The organism is Bacteroidota bacterium, assembly GCA_013360915.1.
Classification (GTDB): Bacteria; Bacteroidota; JABWAT01; order JABWAT01; family JABWAT01; genus JABWAT01.
Map to the genome: position 1 here is coordinate 93,260 of JABWAT010000004.1, position 18,796 is coordinate 112,055.

General features: G+C 53.0%; 20 protein-coding genes. 13 read left to right on the forward strand and 7 right to left on the reverse strand.

What is annotated here, in order from left to right; genetic code table 11:
- Positions 1–63 precede the first annotated feature (63 nt).
- Entirely contained in the window at positions 64–771 is a 708-nt protein-coding gene (locus HUU10_07705) for a hypothetical protein (protein NUQ81478.1), read from the reverse strand.
- A 177-nt stretch (positions 772–948) separates the two neighbouring features.
- Here HUU10_07705 and hemB point away from each other — a divergent pair, with 177 nt between their 5' ends.
- The 8 genes from hemB (at position 949) to nhaA (ending at position 7,918) form a co-directional block, all read left to right on the forward strand.
- Positions 949–1,929 carry a porphobilinogen synthase gene (gene hemB / locus HUU10_07710; protein NUQ81479.1) on the forward strand — a complete coding sequence of 327 codons (981 nt, stop codon included), beginning with the start codon at positions 949–951 and terminating at the stop codon, positions 1,927–1,929.
- Entirely contained in the window at positions 1,908–3,044 is a 1,137-nt protein-coding gene (locus HUU10_07715) for an anhydro-N-acetylmuramic acid kinase (protein NUQ81480.1), read from the forward strand. Before hemB ends, HUU10_07715 begins: the two co-directional genes overlap by 22 nt.
- An 18-nt stretch (positions 3,045–3,062) precedes the next feature.
- A complete protein-coding gene (locus HUU10_07720) occupies positions 3,063–4,094 on the forward strand; it encodes a thiamine-monophosphate kinase (GenBank protein NUQ81481.1) in 1,032 nt (343 codons plus the stop codon).
- Positions 4,091–5,098, forward strand: a complete 1,008-nt coding sequence (moaA, locus tag HUU10_07725) for a GTP 3',8-cyclase MoaA (GenBank protein NUQ81482.1) — start codon at positions 4,091–4,093, stop codon at positions 5,096–5,098. Before HUU10_07720 ends, moaA begins: the two co-directional genes overlap by 4 nt.
- On the forward strand, positions 5,099–5,584 hold the full coding sequence (gene moaC, locus HUU10_07730) for a cyclic pyranopterin monophosphate synthase MoaC (GenBank protein ID NUQ81483.1): 486 nt from the start codon (positions 5,099–5,101) through the stop codon (positions 5,582–5,584).
- Complete coding sequence (locus HUU10_07735; GenBank protein NUQ81484.1) at positions 5,581–6,078, forward strand: MogA/MoaB family molybdenum cofactor biosynthesis protein; 498 nt, start codon at positions 5,581–5,583, stop codon at positions 6,076–6,078. The genes moaC and HUU10_07735 overlap by 4 nt, the downstream gene beginning before the upstream one ends.
- A 130-nt stretch (positions 6,079–6,208) precedes the next feature.
- Positions 6,209–6,397 carry a hypothetical protein gene (locus tag HUU10_07740; protein NUQ81485.1) on the forward strand — a complete coding sequence of 63 codons (189 nt, stop codon included), beginning with the start codon at positions 6,209–6,211 and terminating at the stop codon, positions 6,395–6,397.
- Between the two features lie 180 nt (positions 6,398–6,577).
- Positions 6,578–7,918 carry a Na+/H+ antiporter NhaA gene (nhaA, locus tag HUU10_07745; protein NUQ81486.1) on the forward strand — a complete coding sequence of 447 codons (1,341 nt, stop codon included), beginning with the start codon at positions 6,578–6,580 and terminating at the stop codon, positions 7,916–7,918.
- On the opposite strand, the gene HUU10_07750 is transcribed toward nhaA, so the two are convergent.
- Genes HUU10_07750 through HUU10_07760 form a run of 3 tightly spaced genes read right to left on the reverse strand, consistent with a single transcriptional unit; the run spans position 7,905 to position 9,577 of the window.
- Positions 7,905–8,393, reverse strand: coding sequence for a Smr/MutS family protein (locus HUU10_07750; protein NUQ81487.1), 489 nt, complete (start codon positions 8,391–8,393; stop codon positions 7,905–7,907). The genes nhaA and HUU10_07750 overlap by 14 nt on opposite strands.
- A 3-nt stretch (positions 8,394–8,396) precedes the next feature.
- Complete coding sequence (locus HUU10_07755; protein ID NUQ81488.1) at positions 8,397–8,723, reverse strand: hypothetical protein; 327 nt, start codon at positions 8,721–8,723, stop codon at positions 8,397–8,399.
- Between the two features lie 5 nt (positions 8,724–8,728).
- On the reverse strand, positions 8,729–9,577 hold the full coding sequence (locus HUU10_07760) for a hypothetical protein (GenBank protein ID NUQ81489.1): 849 nt from the start codon (positions 9,575–9,577) through the stop codon (positions 8,729–8,731).
- A gap of 147 nt (positions 9,578–9,724) precedes the next feature.
- Here HUU10_07760 and HUU10_07765 point away from each other — a divergent pair, with 147 nt between their 5' ends.
- From HUU10_07765 to HUU10_07780, 4 genes are read left to right on the forward strand one after another with little or no spacing between them, the layout of a single operon-like run.
- On the forward strand, positions 9,725–10,846 hold the full coding sequence (locus tag HUU10_07765) for a porin (GenBank protein ID NUQ81490.1): 1,122 nt from the start codon (positions 9,725–9,727) through the stop codon (positions 10,844–10,846).
- The gene (locus HUU10_07770; GenBank protein ID NUQ81491.1) at positions 10,827–11,396 is read left to right on the forward strand and encodes an FMN-binding protein; all 570 of its coding nucleotides are present in this window, start codon (positions 10,827–10,829) and stop codon (positions 11,394–11,396) included. The genes HUU10_07765 and HUU10_07770 overlap by 20 nt, the downstream gene beginning before the upstream one ends.
- Positions 11,393–11,893: a hypothetical protein gene (locus HUU10_07775; GenBank protein NUQ81492.1), complete on the forward strand. Its 501-nt coding sequence runs from the start codon at positions 11,393–11,395 to the stop codon at positions 11,891–11,893. The genes HUU10_07770 and HUU10_07775 overlap by 4 nt, the downstream gene beginning before the upstream one ends.
- On the forward strand, positions 11,890–12,873 hold the full coding sequence (locus tag HUU10_07780) for an FAD:protein FMN transferase (GenBank protein ID NUQ81493.1): 984 nt from the start codon (positions 11,890–11,892) through the stop codon (positions 12,871–12,873). The genes HUU10_07775 and HUU10_07780 overlap by 4 nt, the downstream gene beginning before the upstream one ends.
- Before the next feature lie 10 nt (positions 12,874–12,883).
- On the opposite strand, the gene tgt is transcribed toward HUU10_07780, so the two are convergent.
- The 3 genes from tgt to HUU10_07795 form a co-directional block, all read right to left on the reverse strand.
- Positions 12,884–13,975, reverse strand: a complete 1,092-nt coding sequence (tgt, locus tag HUU10_07785; protein NUQ81494.1) for a tRNA guanosine(34) transglycosylase Tgt — start codon at positions 13,973–13,975, stop codon at positions 12,884–12,886.
- Positions 13,976–14,038: 63 nt separating this feature from the next.
- Complete coding sequence (locus HUU10_07790; protein NUQ81495.1) at positions 14,039–15,409, reverse strand: M28 family peptidase; 1,371 nt, start codon at positions 15,407–15,409, stop codon at positions 14,039–14,041.
- Entirely contained in the window at positions 15,406–17,520 is a 2,115-nt protein-coding gene (locus HUU10_07795) for a S46 family peptidase (protein ID NUQ81496.1), read from the reverse strand. The genes HUU10_07790 and HUU10_07795 overlap by 4 nt, the downstream gene beginning before the upstream one ends.
- On the opposite strand from HUU10_07795, the gene rarD reads away from it, so the two are divergent.
- The gene (rarD, locus tag HUU10_07800) at positions 17,501–18,601 is read left to right on the forward strand and encodes an EamA family transporter RarD (GenBank protein NUQ81497.1); all 1,101 of its coding nucleotides are present in this window, start codon (positions 17,501–17,503) and stop codon (positions 18,599–18,601) included. The genes HUU10_07795 and rarD overlap by 20 nt on opposite strands.
- Positions 18,602–18,796 lie beyond the last annotated feature (195 nt).

Sequence of the window (18,796 nt, forward strand, 5' to 3'; positions counted from 1 at the left end):
GGGTGTCTGAGTTGAAACCTTCCGGACCGGCAACCGGCCCGGAGGTTTAGAGGAAGTGAAAGATCAGAAAATAACCGAGACCCCGATATGCCAGGAGATGAAATCGGTTTCTGATTGCGTGTTTTTAGTGGTCCAGCTCGAGGTGTTGTTGTCGAAATAAATATCTGAGGCTTTATTCAGGTACTCGGCTGAATTGCCAAAGGTATTCTTCACTTTCAGGTCAACAAAAATGGCGCCTGGTTTGGGCAATTGCATGGAATTACCCTCATCCTTCCAGACCTGAAACAGAATTCCGGCACCGTAGCCTGAGCTGAAGGTCAGGTCATCCTGATTCGTATCACTGATGATCTCTTCATCCTTGTTCCTGTCTTTTACCGAAGTGACAGTGCTGAAGAAAGTTCCACCGATAAATCCTTCCACGTATGGACGGAACATTCCTTCCGGATACTGGAGACGGCCGACCAGATGGATCAGCAGGGCCTGATTGGTAATATCAACATCTGCGTTAACGGGAACGCCCTGAGGGCCGCCGAGTGAACGCTGAAACGATTCCCCGCCCCGATAGAGATATCCGATGTTTAATCCGGCATTGGCCCATCCCAGGCCTGCAAATCCTTCAATGGATCCACCCCACATGAGTTTGTTTCCGGTGGCTTTTTCGAATTCACCTTGTGGATTGCCGGCCATTCCGTTCAGTCCGACTGTAAATTGCTGGGCAGAGCCGGTGGTGAATACCAGAAGGGTAAAGAGCGATAAGATAATAGATTTCATGAGACACCTTTTTTAAAAATTGTTGCGAAGGTACCGACTAAATAGCCCGATCTCCAATAAACGGATCATTGTTACGACGAAAACAGGGGCCCGGTTACTCCGAATTGACAGTGGAGTTACTCATCTGACCGATTAAACCCCTACTTTTGTAACCATGAAAATAACCGGACTGACTTTATGCTGATCCGCCCAAGACGTAACCGTGCATCGGCCGGAATCCGTTCCCTGGTGCGGGAAACCACCCTCACCTGTTCCGATCTGATCATGCCCTTGTTCGTCATCGGCGGGACCAACCGCCGGGAACCCGTTCGTTCTATGCCGGGTATCGACCGGCTGTCACCTGACCTTGTGGTGGAGACCGCACGTGAACTAAGGTCACTGGGCGTTCCTGCGGTGGTGTTGTTCCCTGCCATCGAGGAGGAGAAGAAGGATAAAACAGCCACAGAAAGCACCAATCCGGATGGTTTGTACCTGAGCACCATCCGGTTGCTGAAGCGTGAAATTCCCGACATGGTCATCATCACCGATGTGGCAATGGATCCGTACAGTTCTGATGGACATGATGGGTTGGTTGCCGACAGCGGGGAAATTCTGAACGATGAAACGCTTGAAATCCTGGCCCGGATGTCAGTGGCACAGGCCAGGGCCGGGGCCGATATCATTGCTCCCTCCGATATGATGGATGGACGGGTGGAATACATCCGCCGGTCACTCGATGCGGAAGGCTTTACTGGTGTCGGCATTCTCAGTTATTCAGCCAAGTATGCGTCTGCCTTTTACGGACCGTTCCGCGATGCACTGGACAGTGCCCCGAAAAAAGGAGACAAAAAAACCTACCAGATGGATCCTGCCAACAGCCGGGAGGCCCTCCGCGAGGTGTTTCTCGACATCGCTGAAGGGGCAGACATGGTGATGGTCAAGCCCGGACTGCCTTATCTGGATGTGGTTCGCCAGGTGGCAGAAGAATCGGAAGTGCCGGTGGCGGTTTATAATGTATCGGGTGAATACGCCATGATCCGGGCCGCTGCCGCCAATGGCTGGCTCGATTACCGCTCCTGTGTGATGGAAACACTCACCGCCTTTAAGCGGGCAGGAGCCGATCTGATTTTAACCTATCACGCATTGGAAGCGGCCCGGTGGATAAACGGAAAAGTCTGACCATAGCCGGTGCCATGTCGGGCACCTCCCTGGATGCCATTGACTGGGCCACAATCCGGATTCCGGCTGATTTCCCCGATTCATTCATTGATATTCTTTCGACCTCATCCTGGCCGATTCCCGGCGAACTGAAGGAACGGCTCCGGTCCCTGGCGCTGGGGCAACCGGCTTCTGCCTCGGTTTTTCTTCATACCGAAGAAGCATTGACCGATGCCTATCTGGAGTCGTTGCAGGTCCACTTGTCAAAATCAGGAATCAAACCCGAGTTTCTGGCCTGCCACGGACAAACCATCTATCACGATCCGGCACCAGTCAACGCAGACCATCCTTACCGCGGCACCTGGCAGATACTCAATGGCCAGCGGCTCGCGCTTGAATCGGGAATACCGGTCATCTGGCAATTCCGGCAGGCCGATATGGCAGCCGGAGGACAGGGTGCACCGCTGGTTCCGGCGGTTGACCGTCTGCTTTTCAGCCGGTTCAAACCCTGTGCTGTGCTGAATATCGGGGGGATTGCCAATCTTACTTTCCTGCGCAGGGATGGATCGGTTACCGGTTTCGATTGCGGACCCGGGAACATGGTGATGGACTATCTGGCACGCAAATTCATGGACAGACCTTATGATGCCGGCGGAGATATTGCCTCCATCGGAAAGGTTCATCACGGTCCGCTCGACATGGCGCTGGCTCACCCATTTTTTTCCAGTCCGCCCCCGAAATCGACCGGCCGGGAACTGTTCAGCGATGACTGGATTGAGGAGTGGATGGATCACTTTCCGATGAAAACCCTTCCCGCCGATTATCTGGCCACCGCGGCCGAGTTGACGGCAAGGTCCATTGCCGATTCGGTCCGGTTGTTCGCACCCGAGGAACCCACCTGTCTGTTTGTTTCGGGCGGGGGAAGCCGCAATCCGTTTCTGATGAGAAGACTGATCCGGTTACTGCCCAATAATCTGTACCCCGATCCTACCGATTCGGCGGGTGTTCCGGCCGATTGGAAAGAGGCCATTGCCTTTGCCATTCTCGGTTGGATGAGAATCAATTCCATGCCGGCCAATCAGCCCGAGGTCACCGGAGCATCCCGGCCGGTGTTGCTGGGTGTGGTGACCAATTAACTATAATCCGACTTTTTTATGAGCTTTACTCCGATTTCACTGCAGGATGGTGGGGCCCTTACCCGCAAAATTCAGTCCTGGGTGCCTGCAGACCCTTCCATCCTTGTGGTGTCCCTTTCCGAGGAGGCTGCGGTCATCCGGATTCCTGAAGGTGATCACGTGATCACCGCCTCGGGACTGATGATTGAAGGAATTCATGCCGATCTGACCTACCAGTCCATGGCCCATCTGGGTTTTAAATCAGTTTCACGGGGCCTGGGTTCGCTGCTGGCAATGAACGGACAGGGTGAGTGGATCACACTGAATCTGGCCCTCCCGCGGAAAATCTCGCTCGAATTGCTCGAGGATTTTTTTTCGGGGGTTCGGGCAGCCTGCCGTGAATTCAGGCTGTCCGTGGCCGGGGTGAACCTGAGTCCGACATCGGCCAATCTGGTGATCGGTTACACGGCGGGCGGTAGGGTTTCGCCAGACCAGCTGATCAGAAAAGGGGGATGTGCTGCAGGTGATCTGATTGCAGTGACCGGATACCCGGGTCGCAGTTTTTCGGGACTGAAGGTGCTGCTGAGGGAGAAGGCCATTTATCTGTCGCAGCCGGAAGGATATAGTCCTTCTTTTCAGAATGAATCCTGGCTGATAGAAAGTTACCTGACTCCTCGTCCGCCTGTTTCCACCACCAGCTGGATGTCTGCCAATCAATTGAAACCCACGGCTATGGCTGGTCTTACCGAGGGATTGGCCGGGGGACTTTATCAGCTGATTTCTGCCTCGGGGTTGGGGGCTGATCTGGAAGAAAACCTCCTGCCTTCTCATGAACAGATCCGCGATCTGGCTACCAGACTTGGTGATGATGATCTTCAGTATGTCCTGTATGGCGGAGACGATCCCGGCCTGATCATGACCTTCCCTCCATCAGCGGCTGACAGGATTGAGTCCTGCGAAGATCTGACCGTGATCGGAACCATCACCTCTTCACATCAGCACCTGATGCTTGTCAATCCCATCGATGGTGCCCGTCCTGTCGATCCGATCGGGGGCTGGCAGAACGAATGAGTCCTCTGACCCCCTCTCATCCGCTGGCGGATACGTTCGGAAGATTTCACCATTATCTGCGGATTTCGGTGACCGATCGTTGTAACCTGCGATGCCGGTATTGCATGCCAGCCGATGGGGTTCCCCTCGTTCCCAAATCGGACCTGCTTACCTTCGAGGAAATCACGCAGCTGGTCGGGTGGCTTGCCGAAGCCGGAGTGTCAAAAATCAGACTCACCGGCGGGGAGCCCACTGTCAGAAAAGGCCTGCCAGACCTGCTGGGTCAGTTGAAGGCCATCCCCGGAATCAGAACATTGGCCATGACTTCAAACGGACTCCTGCTCGGCCCCGTTCTGGATCAATTGGTGGAAAACGGACTCAGTCAGTTGAATCTTTCTCTGGATGCCCTGTCACCGGCAGTGTTCAGAACCATCACCCGGCGGGAGGGTCTGGAAAACGTTCTCTCCGTGATTGATCGTGCTCTCAGCCTGAAGGAACTCGAAGTAAAAGTCAACATGGTGGTCCTCAGGGGAGTGAACGACCATGAGATTCCGGACATGGTTTCCTACTTCACAAAAAGACGTGCCGAACTCAGATTCATTGAATGGATGCCTTTTTCGGGCAATGAATGGACGGGGGACCTGCTGGTTTCAAAGTCGGAGATCCTTCAGCGGATTTCACAACTGGAACCCATTCAGCCGGTTGGATACTCGGATGCCGGAACCGGAACAGCCGACCAGTTTATCCTTCCGGAATCCGGACTCAGAATCGGAATCATCTCCAGCATGACCGACCATTTCTGTGCAACCTGTTCCCGTATCCGTCTGACTGCAGAAGGAATGTTTAAATCCTGCCTCTTTGAAAACAGCGAAATCGATCTGCGGACTCCTCTAAGAGCAGGTGCAACACGGCATGACATTCTGAATCTCATTTCACGGAAAATAAAAGAAAAAAAAGCCGCACACGGAGGCATGCACATGATTGCACAAAATCCTGGCCGCCCCATGGTAGCAATCGGAGGTTAAATGGCGGGCTTTTCTCATCTGAATGAACAAAACCGGCTTCACATGGTCGATGTGAGCGGGAAGCCCGATACCCATCGGCTGGCTCGGGCAACCGGAACCATTGATCTGGAAGAAGCATACACCGCGGCCCGTGATCAGCACCTGGCCAAAGGAGACCTGCTGACCACGGCCACCATTGCCGGAATTCAGGGAGCCAAAAGCACCTCCGGTCTGATTCCTTTGTGTCATCCGCTGCCTCTTTCCTCGGTCAGTCTCGACTTCCGGTTTTCCGATGAAACACGTCAGCTGACGGTGACTGCCACAGCCATCACCACTGGTAAAACCGGAGTTGAGATGGAAGCGCTCACCGCCGTGTCTGTTGCGCTTCTGACGGTTTTTGATATGTGCAAGGCCATCACACACCGGATGACCATTCATTCGATCCGCATCCTCAGAAAAGAGGGCGGACGGTCGGGAACCATGGACTTCACAGGAGAACAGCCATGACCACAACCCCGATCCGGGTGGCTCTGATCATTGTTTCCGATCGGGCCTTTTCGGGGATCCGTCCCGATAAAACGCTGCCGATTCTGCGGCCTCTCTTTTCCGAATCTTCGCGGTTTATCCTGACGGGGGAGCTGATTATTCCCGATCAGACCGAGCAGATCCGCAATGCCCTGGCCGGCCAGTGCGACCATGCCGATGTGATTTTTACTTCTGGAGGAACCGGATTGGCCCAGACCGACCGAACTCCCGAGGCAACCCTGTCAGTTTCTGACCGGATCGTCCCGGGAATTTCTGAATTCCTTCGCCGGAAATCCGAGGAGAAAACCCCTCACGCCATTCTCTCCCGGGGAGTGGCTGTGACCCGCGGAAAGTCACTGATTATCAATCTGCCAGGGAGTCCGGCCGGTGCAGCCGACTGCGTTCAGTGGTTGCTTCCCCTGCTTCCGCATGCGGTATCGCAACTGACCGGCAATCCCGATTTTCTTCACCCCTGATCTCCGATTTAACGGATATCTAATCCACCGACAGGTGGAACCCCTTGCATCACTTCCGGGTCGGATTGTAACTTCAACCCCGGATCCGGTAACCATATACCGGAGATATGCAATCAACAGGGAGGAAGATATGGTTACCATTCAATTAAACGAACAGGAAGTCGAACTGCTGCACGACATTTTTGAAAGCTATTTCAATGATCTGCGGATGGAAATTTCCCACACAGACCGCATGGAATTCCGTGATTATCTGAAAAGCAAAGAAGCCCTTCTGCGCCGGCTCATGAAAGAGCTCGAAGCAGACATGGCTAAAAAATAAATAAACGGGTAAGCCCCGCCCCCATCTCTCCGCCGGGTTGAAATCCCGTCAGATGGCAAACCATTCCTGTCGTGAGGTAATGGAATGTGGCTGACAATGGATTTCAACCCTTTTTTTTGCCTGGTTGAAACCGTTATCTGCACGTAATTGTTAACTTGTGCCAGATACAGGAAGGAATCCATGGCTGAATCCCGCAGGCTGATTATTCTGCCGAAAACCCCCGTCGAACGTTTCGTCCAACCATTTAACTACTTTTTCCAGGTGGAATCGGCCGGCGGTCTGTTGCTGCTGACCGCTGCGTTGGTGGCTCTGATCTGGTCCAACTCCCCATGGGCGGTTGCCTACCAGGATTTATGGCACATCAAACTGACGATTGGTTTTGGCGATTGGCAATTGAGCAAATTCCTGTATCTCTGGATCAACGATGCATTGATGGCCGTCTTTTTTCTGGTGGTTGGCCTGGAAATCAAGCGGGAATTACTGGTCGGCGAGCTGAATTCGCTTAAAAAAGCCTCCTTCCCTCTGACGGCAGCCCTGGGAGGAATGGTGGTGCCGGCTGCGCTTTTTACAATGCTGAATATCGGCACTCCCGGAGAGTCAGGCTGGGGAATTCCCATGGCCACCGACATTGCCTTTGCATTGGGTATTCTCAGTCTGGTTGCCCGCGGTGTACCGGTCAGCGTAAAGATTTTTCTCACCGCCCTTGCTATTATCGACGACCTGGGGGCCGTGATGGTGATTGCGCTTTTCTATACCGGAGACCTTCACATCCCCAGTCTGATCGGGGCCGGATCGGCCATGCTGGTTCTGATCCTGATGAACCGGGTGGGTGTCCGGAATCCTTCCATCTACTTTCTGATTGGCATGATCATGTGGTTCGCCCTGCTGAAATCGGGCGTTCATGCCACACTGGCCGGCGTCCTGCTGGCGACAACCATTCCTGCCAGGACCCGGCTGAACAGCACCGACTTCTCTTCGTCAATCGACAAACTGATTGGTTATTTCCGGAAGGCGGGGAATGAAGGATCCCATGTGATTCCCAATGCCGACCAGAATGCGGGTCTGGTGGCCATTGAAACCGCAGCCCGGGAATCACAAAGCCCCATGCAGCGGATGGAAAACCGTCTTCATCCGTGGGTGGTTTTTGTTATCATGCCCGTCTTTGCCCTGGCCAATGCAGGAGTGGCGCTACCATCCGATCCGATCGGCATGGTGTTGAGTCCAACCGGCCTGGGGGTAATCGCCGGCCTCTTTATCGGTAAACCGGTGGGAATCCTGCTGTTTACCTGGGTGGCTGTCAGACTGGGCTGGACTCAGTTACCCGATGGGGTCACATGGGCTCCCATTGTGGCGGTTTCTTTCCTGGCTGGTATCGGATTTACCATGTCGCTGTTTATCGGGAATCTGGCGTTCCCTGAAGGCTATCTGCTCGATGCGGCAAAAGCCGGAATCCTGATCGGATCCCTGTTGAGTGGTCTGGCCGGCTGGTTCCTTTTCCGGCGGATTTCTACCGGAAAGTGATCATCAGTGCACCACTGCCACCTTTGTCGGGGGGTGCGTTTCTGACCTGCTGTATATCGTGCCGGTAACGGCTTCTCAGCAGGTCCTCGATGGCCGGTTTGATTCTTGACTGAAATCCGGGAGAACCCAATCCTTTTCCGGTGATGATCATGGCCCGTCTGACCAGACGCTCCTCAATCAGTTTATCCAGGAATTCGATGGTCACTTCGATGGCAGTGCCCACTGTCATCAGATGAAGGTCCAGAACCGGCAACTGATTCGGTACAGTTACCACCAAGTCGGGTTCCTCTTTGCCGTCCTCTGGGTGATCCGGAACCGATTCCATCAGATTTTTCAGGTCTTCCTTGCTCAGATCCTTCTTTTTGGGCTGAAAAGTGGTTTGCTTGTATGATTCATCCCTGTTGCCCGGCGATGGAGGCAGATACCCCTCCATCATGGCCTTCAGATCCTGGTCCTCATCTCTTCCTGGTTTCATTGGTCAGTACCGCCGGGCCTCTTCGCACAATGCACAGGTCCAATACTTTCCCCGAGGGGGTTCCGGGTGGTCTTCCGATTCCAGAAAATCGTGCTTCCGGTGAAAATGCCAGGCTTCACACAGCTGGTTCCAGGCAGCCTTGTCTGATGGTGCAGCCTTGAAATCAAAAAAATCGTACTTCGGGTGGATCGACTTCACAAGCGCACCAGCCAGATCGGCCACATCCATTCCCAGTCGTTTCACATCTCCCTTTTTGTTCAGCAGCTTGTAGATTCCCGGTGTCGGTGTGGGCAGTTGTTTCCGTATCTCTGCTTCAGTCAGTGGCAACATGGTTGTTACTCCTCTAAGAGAAAATCGTCGCTGTAGTCAAAAAAGAACCTCACCGTCGCACGCATGCTGTTCAGATCCCCGACCGAAAACAACCGGAGCTCGCGGTTCTGCCGGTCCAGATTGGGGATAAGATCCATCCTCAGATCAAAACTGAACCAATTGTGACTTTCCGGCAGGTACAGAAAATTCATACCCAGAATGACCACCAGGGTCGGATTCCATTGCCGGTAAACCACCGTTTGTTTTGACAGCAGGGTCGTTCCCGGCTGACCGCTGATCGCTCGTGTAACTGTGTGTGTGCCTTCCTCTTCATGATAGGAGCCTCCGACGGCCAACCCGCCATAAACATACCTCAGCGGACCAAACGGGGACCGGTAATCGCTGTACAGGATGGAAAGAAGCAATTGATTCACATTCAGCGAGGCATCACTCACCTGACTTACAGTGGTGGTGGTATCCGATAACAGGACCTCAACCTGACGGGAAAAAACATAACTGGCATTCTGATTGAAACGCTGGTAGGAGTAGGATACCTCAGCCAGAAATCCGGACCGGTATTTGACACCCCCCAGAAACCCGAATCCCAAAAATCCGGGGTAACTCGATTTAACTTTTTCCTGAAGAATGGTTCCAAAATCGAAGTGAAAACCCAGAAACGGATGACCATACGCCGATGAGACCGTGAAAATCGGCTGCACAGGAGAAAGTTGATTCCGCCGCTGATAAAAATCGGTGGTATCCTCCCGGATTCCCTCTCTGGGAAAAACCAGAATCCGGGTCGAATCAGTGACCGGTTGCGCAGACAACACGGAGACAAACAGGCAAGAGACCATCAGCAACACAGATCGTTTCATACAGTAAAGATATCAAACAGCCCGATGGCTGTCAGGTTCAGACCGGAAAATTAGAAGGGCATTAGTAAATTAGATTTATTCCAAATAACTTGACAGAAAACGAAAACGTCCTTAACTTAGATTTGTTCTAAATAAAGGAAGTTATTCTTGAAACCAATTGCATTTGCAAGTGTTTTACTCATGGTTGCCGGGGTGGCATTTGCCCAGGGAACCACCTCCATCGGCGGATATGGAGAGTTACATTTCAACAAGAACACCTACTCGCCGGGCAAACCGGAAAAGGACAGGGTGGGACTCTTCGATTTCCATCGGTTTGTGCTGTATGTCGGTCATGATTTTAATGATTGGGTCAGTTTTAAATCGGAACTCGAACTTGAACATACTCAGGTGAAAAGCTCAAATTCCCAATCTGAAGTTGCACTGGAACAGGCCTTCATTGATCTGAAGTTTTCGAAACCCATCGGATTCAGGGCTGGTATTTTCCTCATTCCGGTGGGATTTATCAATGAATTTCATGAGCCAAACACATTTAATGGTGTGGAACGACCCTCGGTGGATCGTGTTCTGATTCCCACCACCTGGCGTGAGGCGGGCATCGGGATCTATGGTGAAGTGATGGAAGGAATCAGTTACCGGTTGTATTATGTTGCCGGTCTGAATCCGCAGAAAATGAATGAAAAGGGAATCCGGGATACCCGCCAGAGCGGGTATTATTCTCAGGCCGATGACATGGCGCTCACCGGTCGGATAGAATTCCTGCCCCTTCCCGAGCTGAAAACCGGCTTTTCCTTCTATACCAGTTCACTGGAATTGAATTCTGTATATGCAGATACCCTTTCCGGCTCCCGCTTTACCTTGCTGGAAGGGGATGTCCGGTACCAGGTGGGTGATCTGAGTCTGAAAGCCGTTGGGGTGTATTCCATGGTGAGCGAGGCGACCAAACTGGTGACTGAGCTGAAGAAAAACATCGGGGACTCACAGATGGGATACTACGTGGAAGCAGGATACAACATCCTGCCCGCTTTTCTGCCCGACAGTGAACAATCACTGACTCTGTTTACCCGCTTTGAAGAGTACAACACTCAGTATTCCCTGTCGGCCCCGGCTGTGAAAGTGGCCGGAACCGATGTAAATGAATTTACCGCAGGGATCACCTGGCTTCCGCATCCGAATGTCGCCCTGAAAGCCGACTATCAATGGATCGATGCAAGTGGTTCACCTGACATGACTCAAAAACTGAATCTGGGAATTGGTTATTATTTCTACTGATTGGATTGCACGACGACGACAACGACCGCGATACAAGGATCGGCATCCGGCTGTAAAGGCCGGGTGCCGGTTTGCGTTTATCCTTTGCTTGCTTTTATCCCCCCAATGGCTGCAGGCTGGTGCCCGGTTAACCCTGACCTATCAGGATCTGGCCCGGCAATCGGCTGAACGCATCGTGGGAGAGGTGAGCGGTTGGGAACTTGACTCATCGGGACAGGTAACGTTTATCCGGTTTAAATCGGGTGGGGAACCATACACAGCCTTTATCGATGAGGTGAAGGGGAAAACCCAGCTGATTACTTATCTGCTCCTGCTCAATGGTAGGGGTGAGGTGGTCGATGTGGATGTGCTGGTTTACCGTGAATCGTACGGCGGCGAAATTGACTACCCGGTTTTCAGGAAACAATTTGCAGGAAAATCCGGAACGGAACCTCCGGTCTGGAACCGGAACATCCGGAATATCAGCGGAGCAACAATATCCTGCCGGAGTATCACTGCCGGCGTGGCCCGCCTTCTGAAATTTAATCAATTGCTTCTGACGACGAAATGATGCTTATCCGCCAATGGCCGGCTGCCATACGCCGGTTTATTTTTATTTACATGCTGATCACCACCACCGGTCTGATGATTGGTCTGGCCTTCGTCCGGAATGAAACCAACCTGTCATCAGCCGGGATCAGAGAGCATTACAACGGGACCGATCCGCAGGATGATCTTAATGATGATATCAAATTTGAAAAATCGGCAAAGGATCTGTTGCTGACCACTCATAATCACATTCTTGGTCTCAGTTCGGTCTTTTTCATCACAGCCGCCCTGTTCTGGTTTACCGGTTGGTTCAGTGAAACCTGGCGTCTGGTGATTATGGCCGAACCCCTGGTGGCTCTGGTCACCACCTTCGGCGGCATCTGGGTGCTTCGGTTCATTTCGGGAATGGAGTGGATCACCTGGTTTATCATGCTCAGCGGACTTTCCATGTTTATCACCTTTGGTCTGATGTCGGTGGCTATCCTGACTGAAACGATCCGGAAAGGGAAGTCCGCGTGAACCGTCGCGATTTCCTGCGGTTGGTGGGTGTGGCCGGATTGTTGTTCCCGGTCGCGCGGGTGGCTTCAGGATGGGTTCCCGATGTACGGATTCATGGTGAGCGGCGGACGCTGGTGACCCGGCAGGTGTTTGTGATGGGGTCGGTGTTCCACTTTCACCTGCTCACTCCCGATGAAAAATCAGCCTGGCAGGATCTGAACCGGGTGGTAGCCCGGCTTCGATTTCTTGAATCGGTCTGGTCGGTGTATCTGCCAGAATCTGATCTTTCCAGATTAAATGCCTCTGCTGGCACTGATCCGGTTACCGTTGATTCATCCACCCGTCGGCTTCTTGAAACAGCAAAAGAACTGCATGCCCTGTCGGGCGGACTTTTTGATCTGACCGTTGAACCGGTGATGCGGCTTTTCGGATTTCGCAAGGATCCCGATCAGCTGATTGATCGGCCAACAGATAAAGAATTGGCCGCTCTGGAATCGGCCATCGGAATCGGTAATGTGGAAACAAAGGGATCTCTTGCTGCATTGAGGAACGGTATGTCGGCTGTGGATCCCGGCGGAATCGGATGTGGCCTGGCTTTGGATGAATCGGTATCCATGCTTCGGTCGGCAGGTCATGACCGGGCCTTCCTGAATTTCAGTGGCGATGTGTTTGCATTGGGTTCTGATCCGGATGAAAACGGGTGGGAAGTGGAAATTCTGAATCCGACCATCCCCGATAAGAATGAAATCCTCCGGATCCGTGATACAGCGCTTTCCACCTCGGGGGCGTATGAAAACCGACGGGGAAATGGTCTGGTCAGCTGGGGACATATCATCCATCCGCAACACCGCCGGCCCGAAGAACCGGTTCAATCGGTTACGGTCGTGGCAAAGTCGGCCACCATGGCCGATGGTCTTTCCACGGCTGCCTTCCTGAAACCCGACCTGCTTCCTGTCTGGAAGTCCTCGGGCTATCTTACCGACTTTTCCATCCTGCTCTGACGGATTCCGGTCAGATCCTGACCATCAGGCTTTTACTCATACCCGGGTACCAGGAACTGAACGAGCCATCGAGAATGCGGCGGCGTGATTCCTTCACCAGCCACAGATAAAAATGAACGTTATGAACGCTCGCCATCATGGGACCGAGCATTTCCTGCACCGAAAACAGGTGACGGATGTACGCACGTGAGTAAGTGCGGCAGGCATAACAGGTGCAGGATTCATCCATGGGACGTTCATCGTCGGTAAACTTCACATTCCGCATGTTCATCGTTCCCTGACTGGTGAACACATTGGCGTTGCGTCCATTCCGGGTCGGCATCACACAATCGAACATATCGACCCCGCGGGCAATACATTCCAGTATATTGGCCGGGGTTCCCACACCCATCAGGTAACGTGGCTTTTCGGCCGGTAATTTTGGCGTCACCCATTCAGTCAGCTCATACATGATGTCGGCCGGCTCGCCCACAGACAGACCCCCGATGGCATAGCCTTCAAAATCCATATCAACCAGCGTGCCCGCCGAGGATTCCCGCAAATCCTTGTAAATCCCGCCCTGCACAATGGGAAAAAGAGCCTGATGAAAACCATAAAGGGGCTCAGAGTCCCGGGCGGCAATCTGACAGCGTTTTGCCCACTTCATCGTGATGTCATTCGAGGTTTTTGCGTACCGGTGATCGCAGGGGTAGGGCGGACATTCATCGAGCACCATCATGATATCCGACCCGATGGCCCGTTGGGTTTCTATCACGTTTTCGGGAGTGAACCAGTGATAAGATCCATCAATGTGCGACTGAAACCTCACACCATCCGCCGTCAGTTTTCGCAATTCCGAGAGGGAAAAAACCTGATATCCACCCGAATCGGTCAGAATGGGTTTTGACCAGGCGTTAAACCGGTGCAGTCCGCCGGTTTTTTTTAAGATGTCGGTACCGGGTCTCAGATACAGGTGGTACGTGTTTCCGAGAATGATATCGGCTCCGGCCGCTTCCAGGTCGCGGAGCGGAACTCCCCGGACGGTGGCACGGGTGCCGACGGGCATGAAGATGGGGGTTTGAATGGTGCCGCGGGCGGTGGTGATTTCACCCGCCCGGGCCATGGAGCCCGGGTCGGTTTTTAAAAGGGAAAAGGAGAACAAATGGAAGCTTTCAGGAAAGATGACTTACTGTACCCCGTACTGATCGAGCAGGATCACGAATATGGCCATGGCAACCGCGCCCAGTTCCAGTTCGCGCTCGTTCACATTGTCGATGGTATCCATAGCCGAGTGATGATAGTCGAAGTAACGGTGTGAATCTGGCAAAAAACCGAATAATTGGGTGCCGGTATCACCAAGCGGTCCGATATCAACCCCGCCATAGCCCTTCACCAGTTTATCGGCTCCGATGTGCTCGAAGTATTTTGCCCAGGACTGATACTTTTGCACTTTGGCTTCATCCGCCTGGATGGAAAATCCGCGGGGGGTAAAACCGCCCCGATCCGATTCAATGGCTGCGATGTGTTTCTCGTTATTCCAGGTTGCCATGCGGGCGTATTCAATGCCGCCGATTCCACCCATTTCTTCTGCCATAAAAAGGACACCCCGAATCGAATGTTTGGGTTTGTACTCAATCTGACGCAGCAATCTCAGTACTTCAATGACCTGAACCGATCCGGCACCATTGTCATGGGCCCCTACCGATAAATCCCAGCTATCCAGATGGGCACCAACCAGAATGATTTCAGTGGGAAAGTCGGTACCGGTCAGTTCGGCAATCACGTTGTTTGAAATAACGGGATCATCCTTTTTACTCCTCAGATCAATCATGAGACGAACGGGTTTTTCTCCGCCGAACTTCGAAGCCAGACGGTCGGCATCAACAGGAGAAACGGCTACACAGGGAATGGGGGCAATGCTATCGGGAAACTGGGTCATGCCGGTCCGCGGATTGTCATCCGACACAGCAGTCATGGACCGCACAATGGCACCAACCGCACCGTAATACGAAGCCAGCGCCGGACCTCTGCCTCGTTGCTGGGCAGCCTGTCCGTAGGCCTGAAACGTATTGATCAGACCTTTGTCGAATTCGCCGTTGAAGAAGACGATTTTGCTTTCCACCCCACGTCCGATCGAATCGAGTTCGGCCAATGACCGGACCATTACAACCGTGTCTTCAACACCCCCGCCGGGTGTGCGTTCACTGTAACCGAGAGCGGTTACACTCAGTGTGTCGGTCTTCCAGTGCACCTTCGCAACGGCCACTTCTTTTCGTCCACGTGACCAGCGGGGAACCTCGACTGGTTGTTTCCAGACATAGTCAAACTCGTAAGACCGCATTTTTCTAACGGCCCATTCCACGGCACTGTCTGCACGGGCGGTTCCGGTCATTCTCGGTCCGATCTTTAACAGGTCCTTCAGGTCACTGTAGGCCCTTCCTGATTCCAGGCCCACTCTTGCCAGTTTGTGAGCCAGTGTCATCAGGCTGTCAGCCGTTTGACTAAAGGCAGGTAAGGCAAGTCCGGTGAGTAAAAGTCCGGCAACAATCCGTTTCATTTCAACCCCATTTCATTCAGTAAATAGTCTGCTTTTCCAATGGTCTTTAATACCCAGATCATGTAGCGAACATCCACACCAATGGACCGGCTGTAGGATTCACTCCAGGCATAATCATTGATGGTGGCTTCCCATGCTCTGTCAAAGTTAATGGCAACCAATTCTCCCCTTGAATTCATTACCGCACTACCCGAATTACCGCCCGTGGTATCGGTGTTGTACAGGATGGCGACCGGTGTCTGATGAATCGCCGCGGCGGTTCCGGTGGCATCTGGCTGGTAATAACCGAGAACCGATTCGGGTAGATTGAAATCAGGCAGCGTGTTTGCCTTTTCCAGAAGTCCCGAAATGGTGGTGACCGGGTTATACCAGGCACCATCGTAAGGTTCATATCCGCGTACTTGACCGTAGGTCAGCCGAAGGGTTCCATTGGCATCCGGAATAAAATTCTGTCCTTTCCAGTTTTGCTTGAGTGTCACCCAGCGGGCCTGGAGAGGAACCAAAGTCTGATCGGTCTTTTCACGGGTTTTCAGAATGTGCTGAATGGCCGGATCAAGCCAGGACGCATCGCGTACGATCGGGTGGCTGGTGAATGGTGTCAGAGGCCGTGTTCCCCGGATGGCGGCTATAACACTGTCCGGATGAAATGGTTCGCCGCCGGAAAACCACACTGCGGTCAGCGAATCAACGTTGGCTTCACGAAGCAGGGATGGGCGCCAGGAGGATGGAAGAACAGCCCCATCGGTCAGCAGCCGGCGGATGTACCGTTCTTCAAGCGGAAAGTGGAGCGTGGCCCGTTGTCTGGTCAGCTGAGCAGCCAGAGAGGCCCGGTTCGATTGCCGGTATAGGGCCGGCCGCAGTGAATCAGGCAATGTTTCTGCTGCATTCAGTCCCTGAATCAATCGTGCCGCGTTCAGATAAAAACTGGTCCGGTAAACCTGCTGGGCCCAGAAGGGGGCAATTCCCATGGATTCCAGCTGCCGGTAGAGTGCCGACATGGAATCGGCCAGCTGCCCGAACTGACCTTTCCTTGTTGGATCCGCATTGATAAAAGCCAGTAAGGCCTGTTCCTCGGCCCGTTTCTGATCGGTAAGGGCCAGCCGCCGGAGCCCCTTCAGCTGTCCATCCGACTTTTTCTGAACATTGGCCAGACTCTTTGCACGCGCACTCTGCTGAAGTTCCAGTGCAGGATTGGCGGCCCAAAGGGATTCCATCTGGTCAATCTGCCAGCGATAGAAATTGGCAATGTAGGGCAGTTCAATCCGTTCCTGTATGGAAACAAAGTCGGCGGGCTGATGCCGGAATGTGCGTCCCGGATATCCCATGATAAAAACGAAATCACCTTCTTTGGCCCCTTCCGGATTCACTTTCAGATGCCGGCGGGGTTTAAACGGAACCATGGGGGAGGTAGGATCGGCCGGATCGGAAGGAACCCAGGCCCTGATGAAGGAAAAATCACCTGTGTGCCGCGGCCAAACCCAGTTATCCGTTTCTCCGCCGAATTCCCCAATCGAACGGGGAGGAACATAAACCAACCGTACATCACGGATGACCTCGTAAAGAAACAGGACATAGACTTTACCCGGCAGCATATCCGATACCTGGGCGCTGAAAGACGGATTGGATTCCACCGCTGCCTTCTCCAACCGGGAAATGATTTCATTCCGTCTGGTATTCCGCTCTTCAGGATCGGTGATTCCCTGTAAACCCTTCAGAATCTCATCCGAGACATCCCGGTACCCGCGTGTGATCCGGACGGTGATTCCCCGGGCTGGTATCTCCTCTTCACGGCTTCCGGCGCGGAACCCGTTTGTTACCAGATCATTGTCAACAGTACTTGCAGACTGAACAGCATTAAACACACAGTGGTGATTGGTGACAATGAGACCATCGGCCGAGACAAAGGCCCCCGAACAGCCACCCACATTCACCAGGGCATCCACCAGACTGGATCCATCCGGATTGTACAGCTCCTTCAGATCCAGTTTCAATCCAGCCTTTTTAAGGTCCTTCCCGATCCGTTTCAGTTCACTTAACGGATACATGCCTTCCTCGGCAAAAGCAGGTCCGAGGATCAGCAGGGTCATGAGAATGGTGAAAAGCGGTTTCAAATTCAGTTTCCTCCGAAACAGCAAAGATATCCTTTTTTCGCTGTGTCTGAAAGACACAACCGATTCATGCCGTGTCCTGATTGGATTTTGTCTGAATCCGGAGGAAATTAGCCTCCTTTTTGAAACAGAGAGTCAGAGCACTATTCTGTTCACCTGTCAGGAGGATCCTTTGGAACACGGTCGGTATGGGCAGCCTTCAGGTTATCTGTATGCAGCCCTGGCCTTTTTGGTTTGGGGTTTGTTTCCGGTTTACTGGAAATTTCTTCTGCATGTACCGGCCACAGAAATTCTGGCCCACCGGATCGTCTGGTCATCGGCCTTTGTGGCGATCCTGCTGCTGATTTTCAGAAAAAAAGCATGGTTTGCCCCTCTTTCCTCGCTCAGGACTACCCTGGCATTAACCGGCGGAAGTTTGTTTCTGGGCTTTAACTGGTGGCTATACATCTGGGCGGTAAACTCGGGACAGATTGTGGAAACCAGCATGGGTTACTACATCAATCCGCTGGTCAGTATTCTCTTTGGAGTGGTCATTGTCCGGGAAAAGCTTTCCGGCCTTCAGTGGCTTGCGGTGGGTTTTGCAACAGCAGGCGTCCTGGTGATGACTCTGGTTTACGGACAGTTTCCATGGATTGCCCTCTCACTGGCAGTATCCTTTGCGCTGTATGGTCTGCTTAAGAAACTCGTGCATGTCGAGGCGCTTAACGGACTCCTGCTCGAAACGCTGACCCTCTTTCCGGTGGCTGCCGGCTGGCTGTTCTGGCTGGATGGAACCGGGCAGGGACACTTCCTGCGGACGGACCTGCTCACCGATGGTCTTCTGGCAGTGGCTGGCGTGGTCACGGCCCTTCCGCTGATCTGGTTTGCCGAGGCCATCCGGCGGATTCCCCTTTCCATGGTCGGATTCATGCAATACATCGGACCAACCATCGCTCTGATGCTGGGAGTGTTCGTCTATGGGGAGGATTTTGGTCCGGCCCGCCTTGCCAGTTTCTCCCTGATCTGGATCGGACTCGCTTGTTTCATCCTGTCTGTCACCGGTGTTCTGTCAAAAATTCCGGTTTTAAAGCGCTGGATCGGCTGATTACTAAGAAATATTTAATTTTTGCGACTGCTTATCAGTTGGATTTCAGAAAAATTGGTCCCATCTTGCCATCGACCGGGTAAGATGAAATGCCCTGTCACTGGTCCGGATACGGAAAAATGGCCAGCGAAGGATACTGATTCGGTTAAGCACGATCCCGTTCCCGCTACAACGCCCGCTTGATGACCAGTTCAA

Bases quoted from the DNA above. Each gene is read 5' to 3' on its own strand.
- rarD (NUQ81497.1), top strand. From the start codon at position 17,501: ATGGTGAAAAGCGGTTTCAAATTCAGTTTCCTCCGAAACAGCAAAGAT.
- HUU10_07755 (NUQ81488.1), bottom strand. From the start codon at position 8,723: ATGTTGCCACTGACTGAAGCAGAGATACGGAAACAACTGCCCACACCG.
- moaC (NUQ81483.1), top strand. From the start codon at position 5,099: ATGGCGGGCTTTTCTCATCTGAATGAACAAAACCGGCTTCACATGGTC.
- HUU10_07735 (NUQ81484.1), top strand. From the start codon at position 5,581: ATGACCACAACCCCGATCCGGGTGGCTCTGATCATTGTTTCCGATCGG.
- HUU10_07790 (NUQ81495.1), bottom strand. From the start codon at position 15,409: ATGAAACGGATTGTTGCCGGACTTTTACTCACCGGACTTGCCTTACCT.
- nhaA (NUQ81486.1), top strand. From the start codon at position 6,578: ATGGCTGAATCCCGCAGGCTGATTATTCTGCCGAAAACCCCCGTCGAA.
- HUU10_07705 (NUQ81478.1), bottom strand. From the start codon at position 771: ATGAAATCTATTATCTTATCGCTCTTTACCCTTCTGGTATTCACCACC.
- tgt (NUQ81494.1), bottom strand. From the start codon at position 13,975: ATGGCCCGGGCGGGTGAAATCACCACCGCCCGCGGCACCATTCAAACC.
- HUU10_07775 (NUQ81492.1), top strand. From the start codon at position 11,393: ATGATGCTTATCCGCCAATGGCCGGCTGCCATACGCCGGTTTATTTTT.
- HUU10_07720 (NUQ81481.1), top strand. From the start codon at position 3,063: ATGAGCTTTACTCCGATTTCACTGCAGGATGGTGGGGCCCTTACCCGC.
- HUU10_07740 (NUQ81485.1), top strand. From the start codon at position 6,209: ATGGTTACCATTCAATTAAACGAACAGGAAGTCGAACTGCTGCACGAC.
- HUU10_07750 (NUQ81487.1), bottom strand. From the start codon at position 8,393: ATGAAACCAGGAAGAGATGAGGACCAGGATCTGAAGGCCATGATGGAG.
- moaA (NUQ81482.1), top strand. From the start codon at position 4,091: ATGAGTCCTCTGACCCCCTCTCATCCGCTGGCGGATACGTTCGGAAGA.
- hemB (NUQ81479.1), top strand. From the start codon at position 949: ATGCTGATCCGCCCAAGACGTAACCGTGCATCGGCCGGAATCCGTTCC.
- HUU10_07760 (NUQ81489.1), bottom strand. From the start codon at position 9,577: ATGAAACGATCTGTGTTGCTGATGGTCTCTTGCCTGTTTGTCTCCGTG.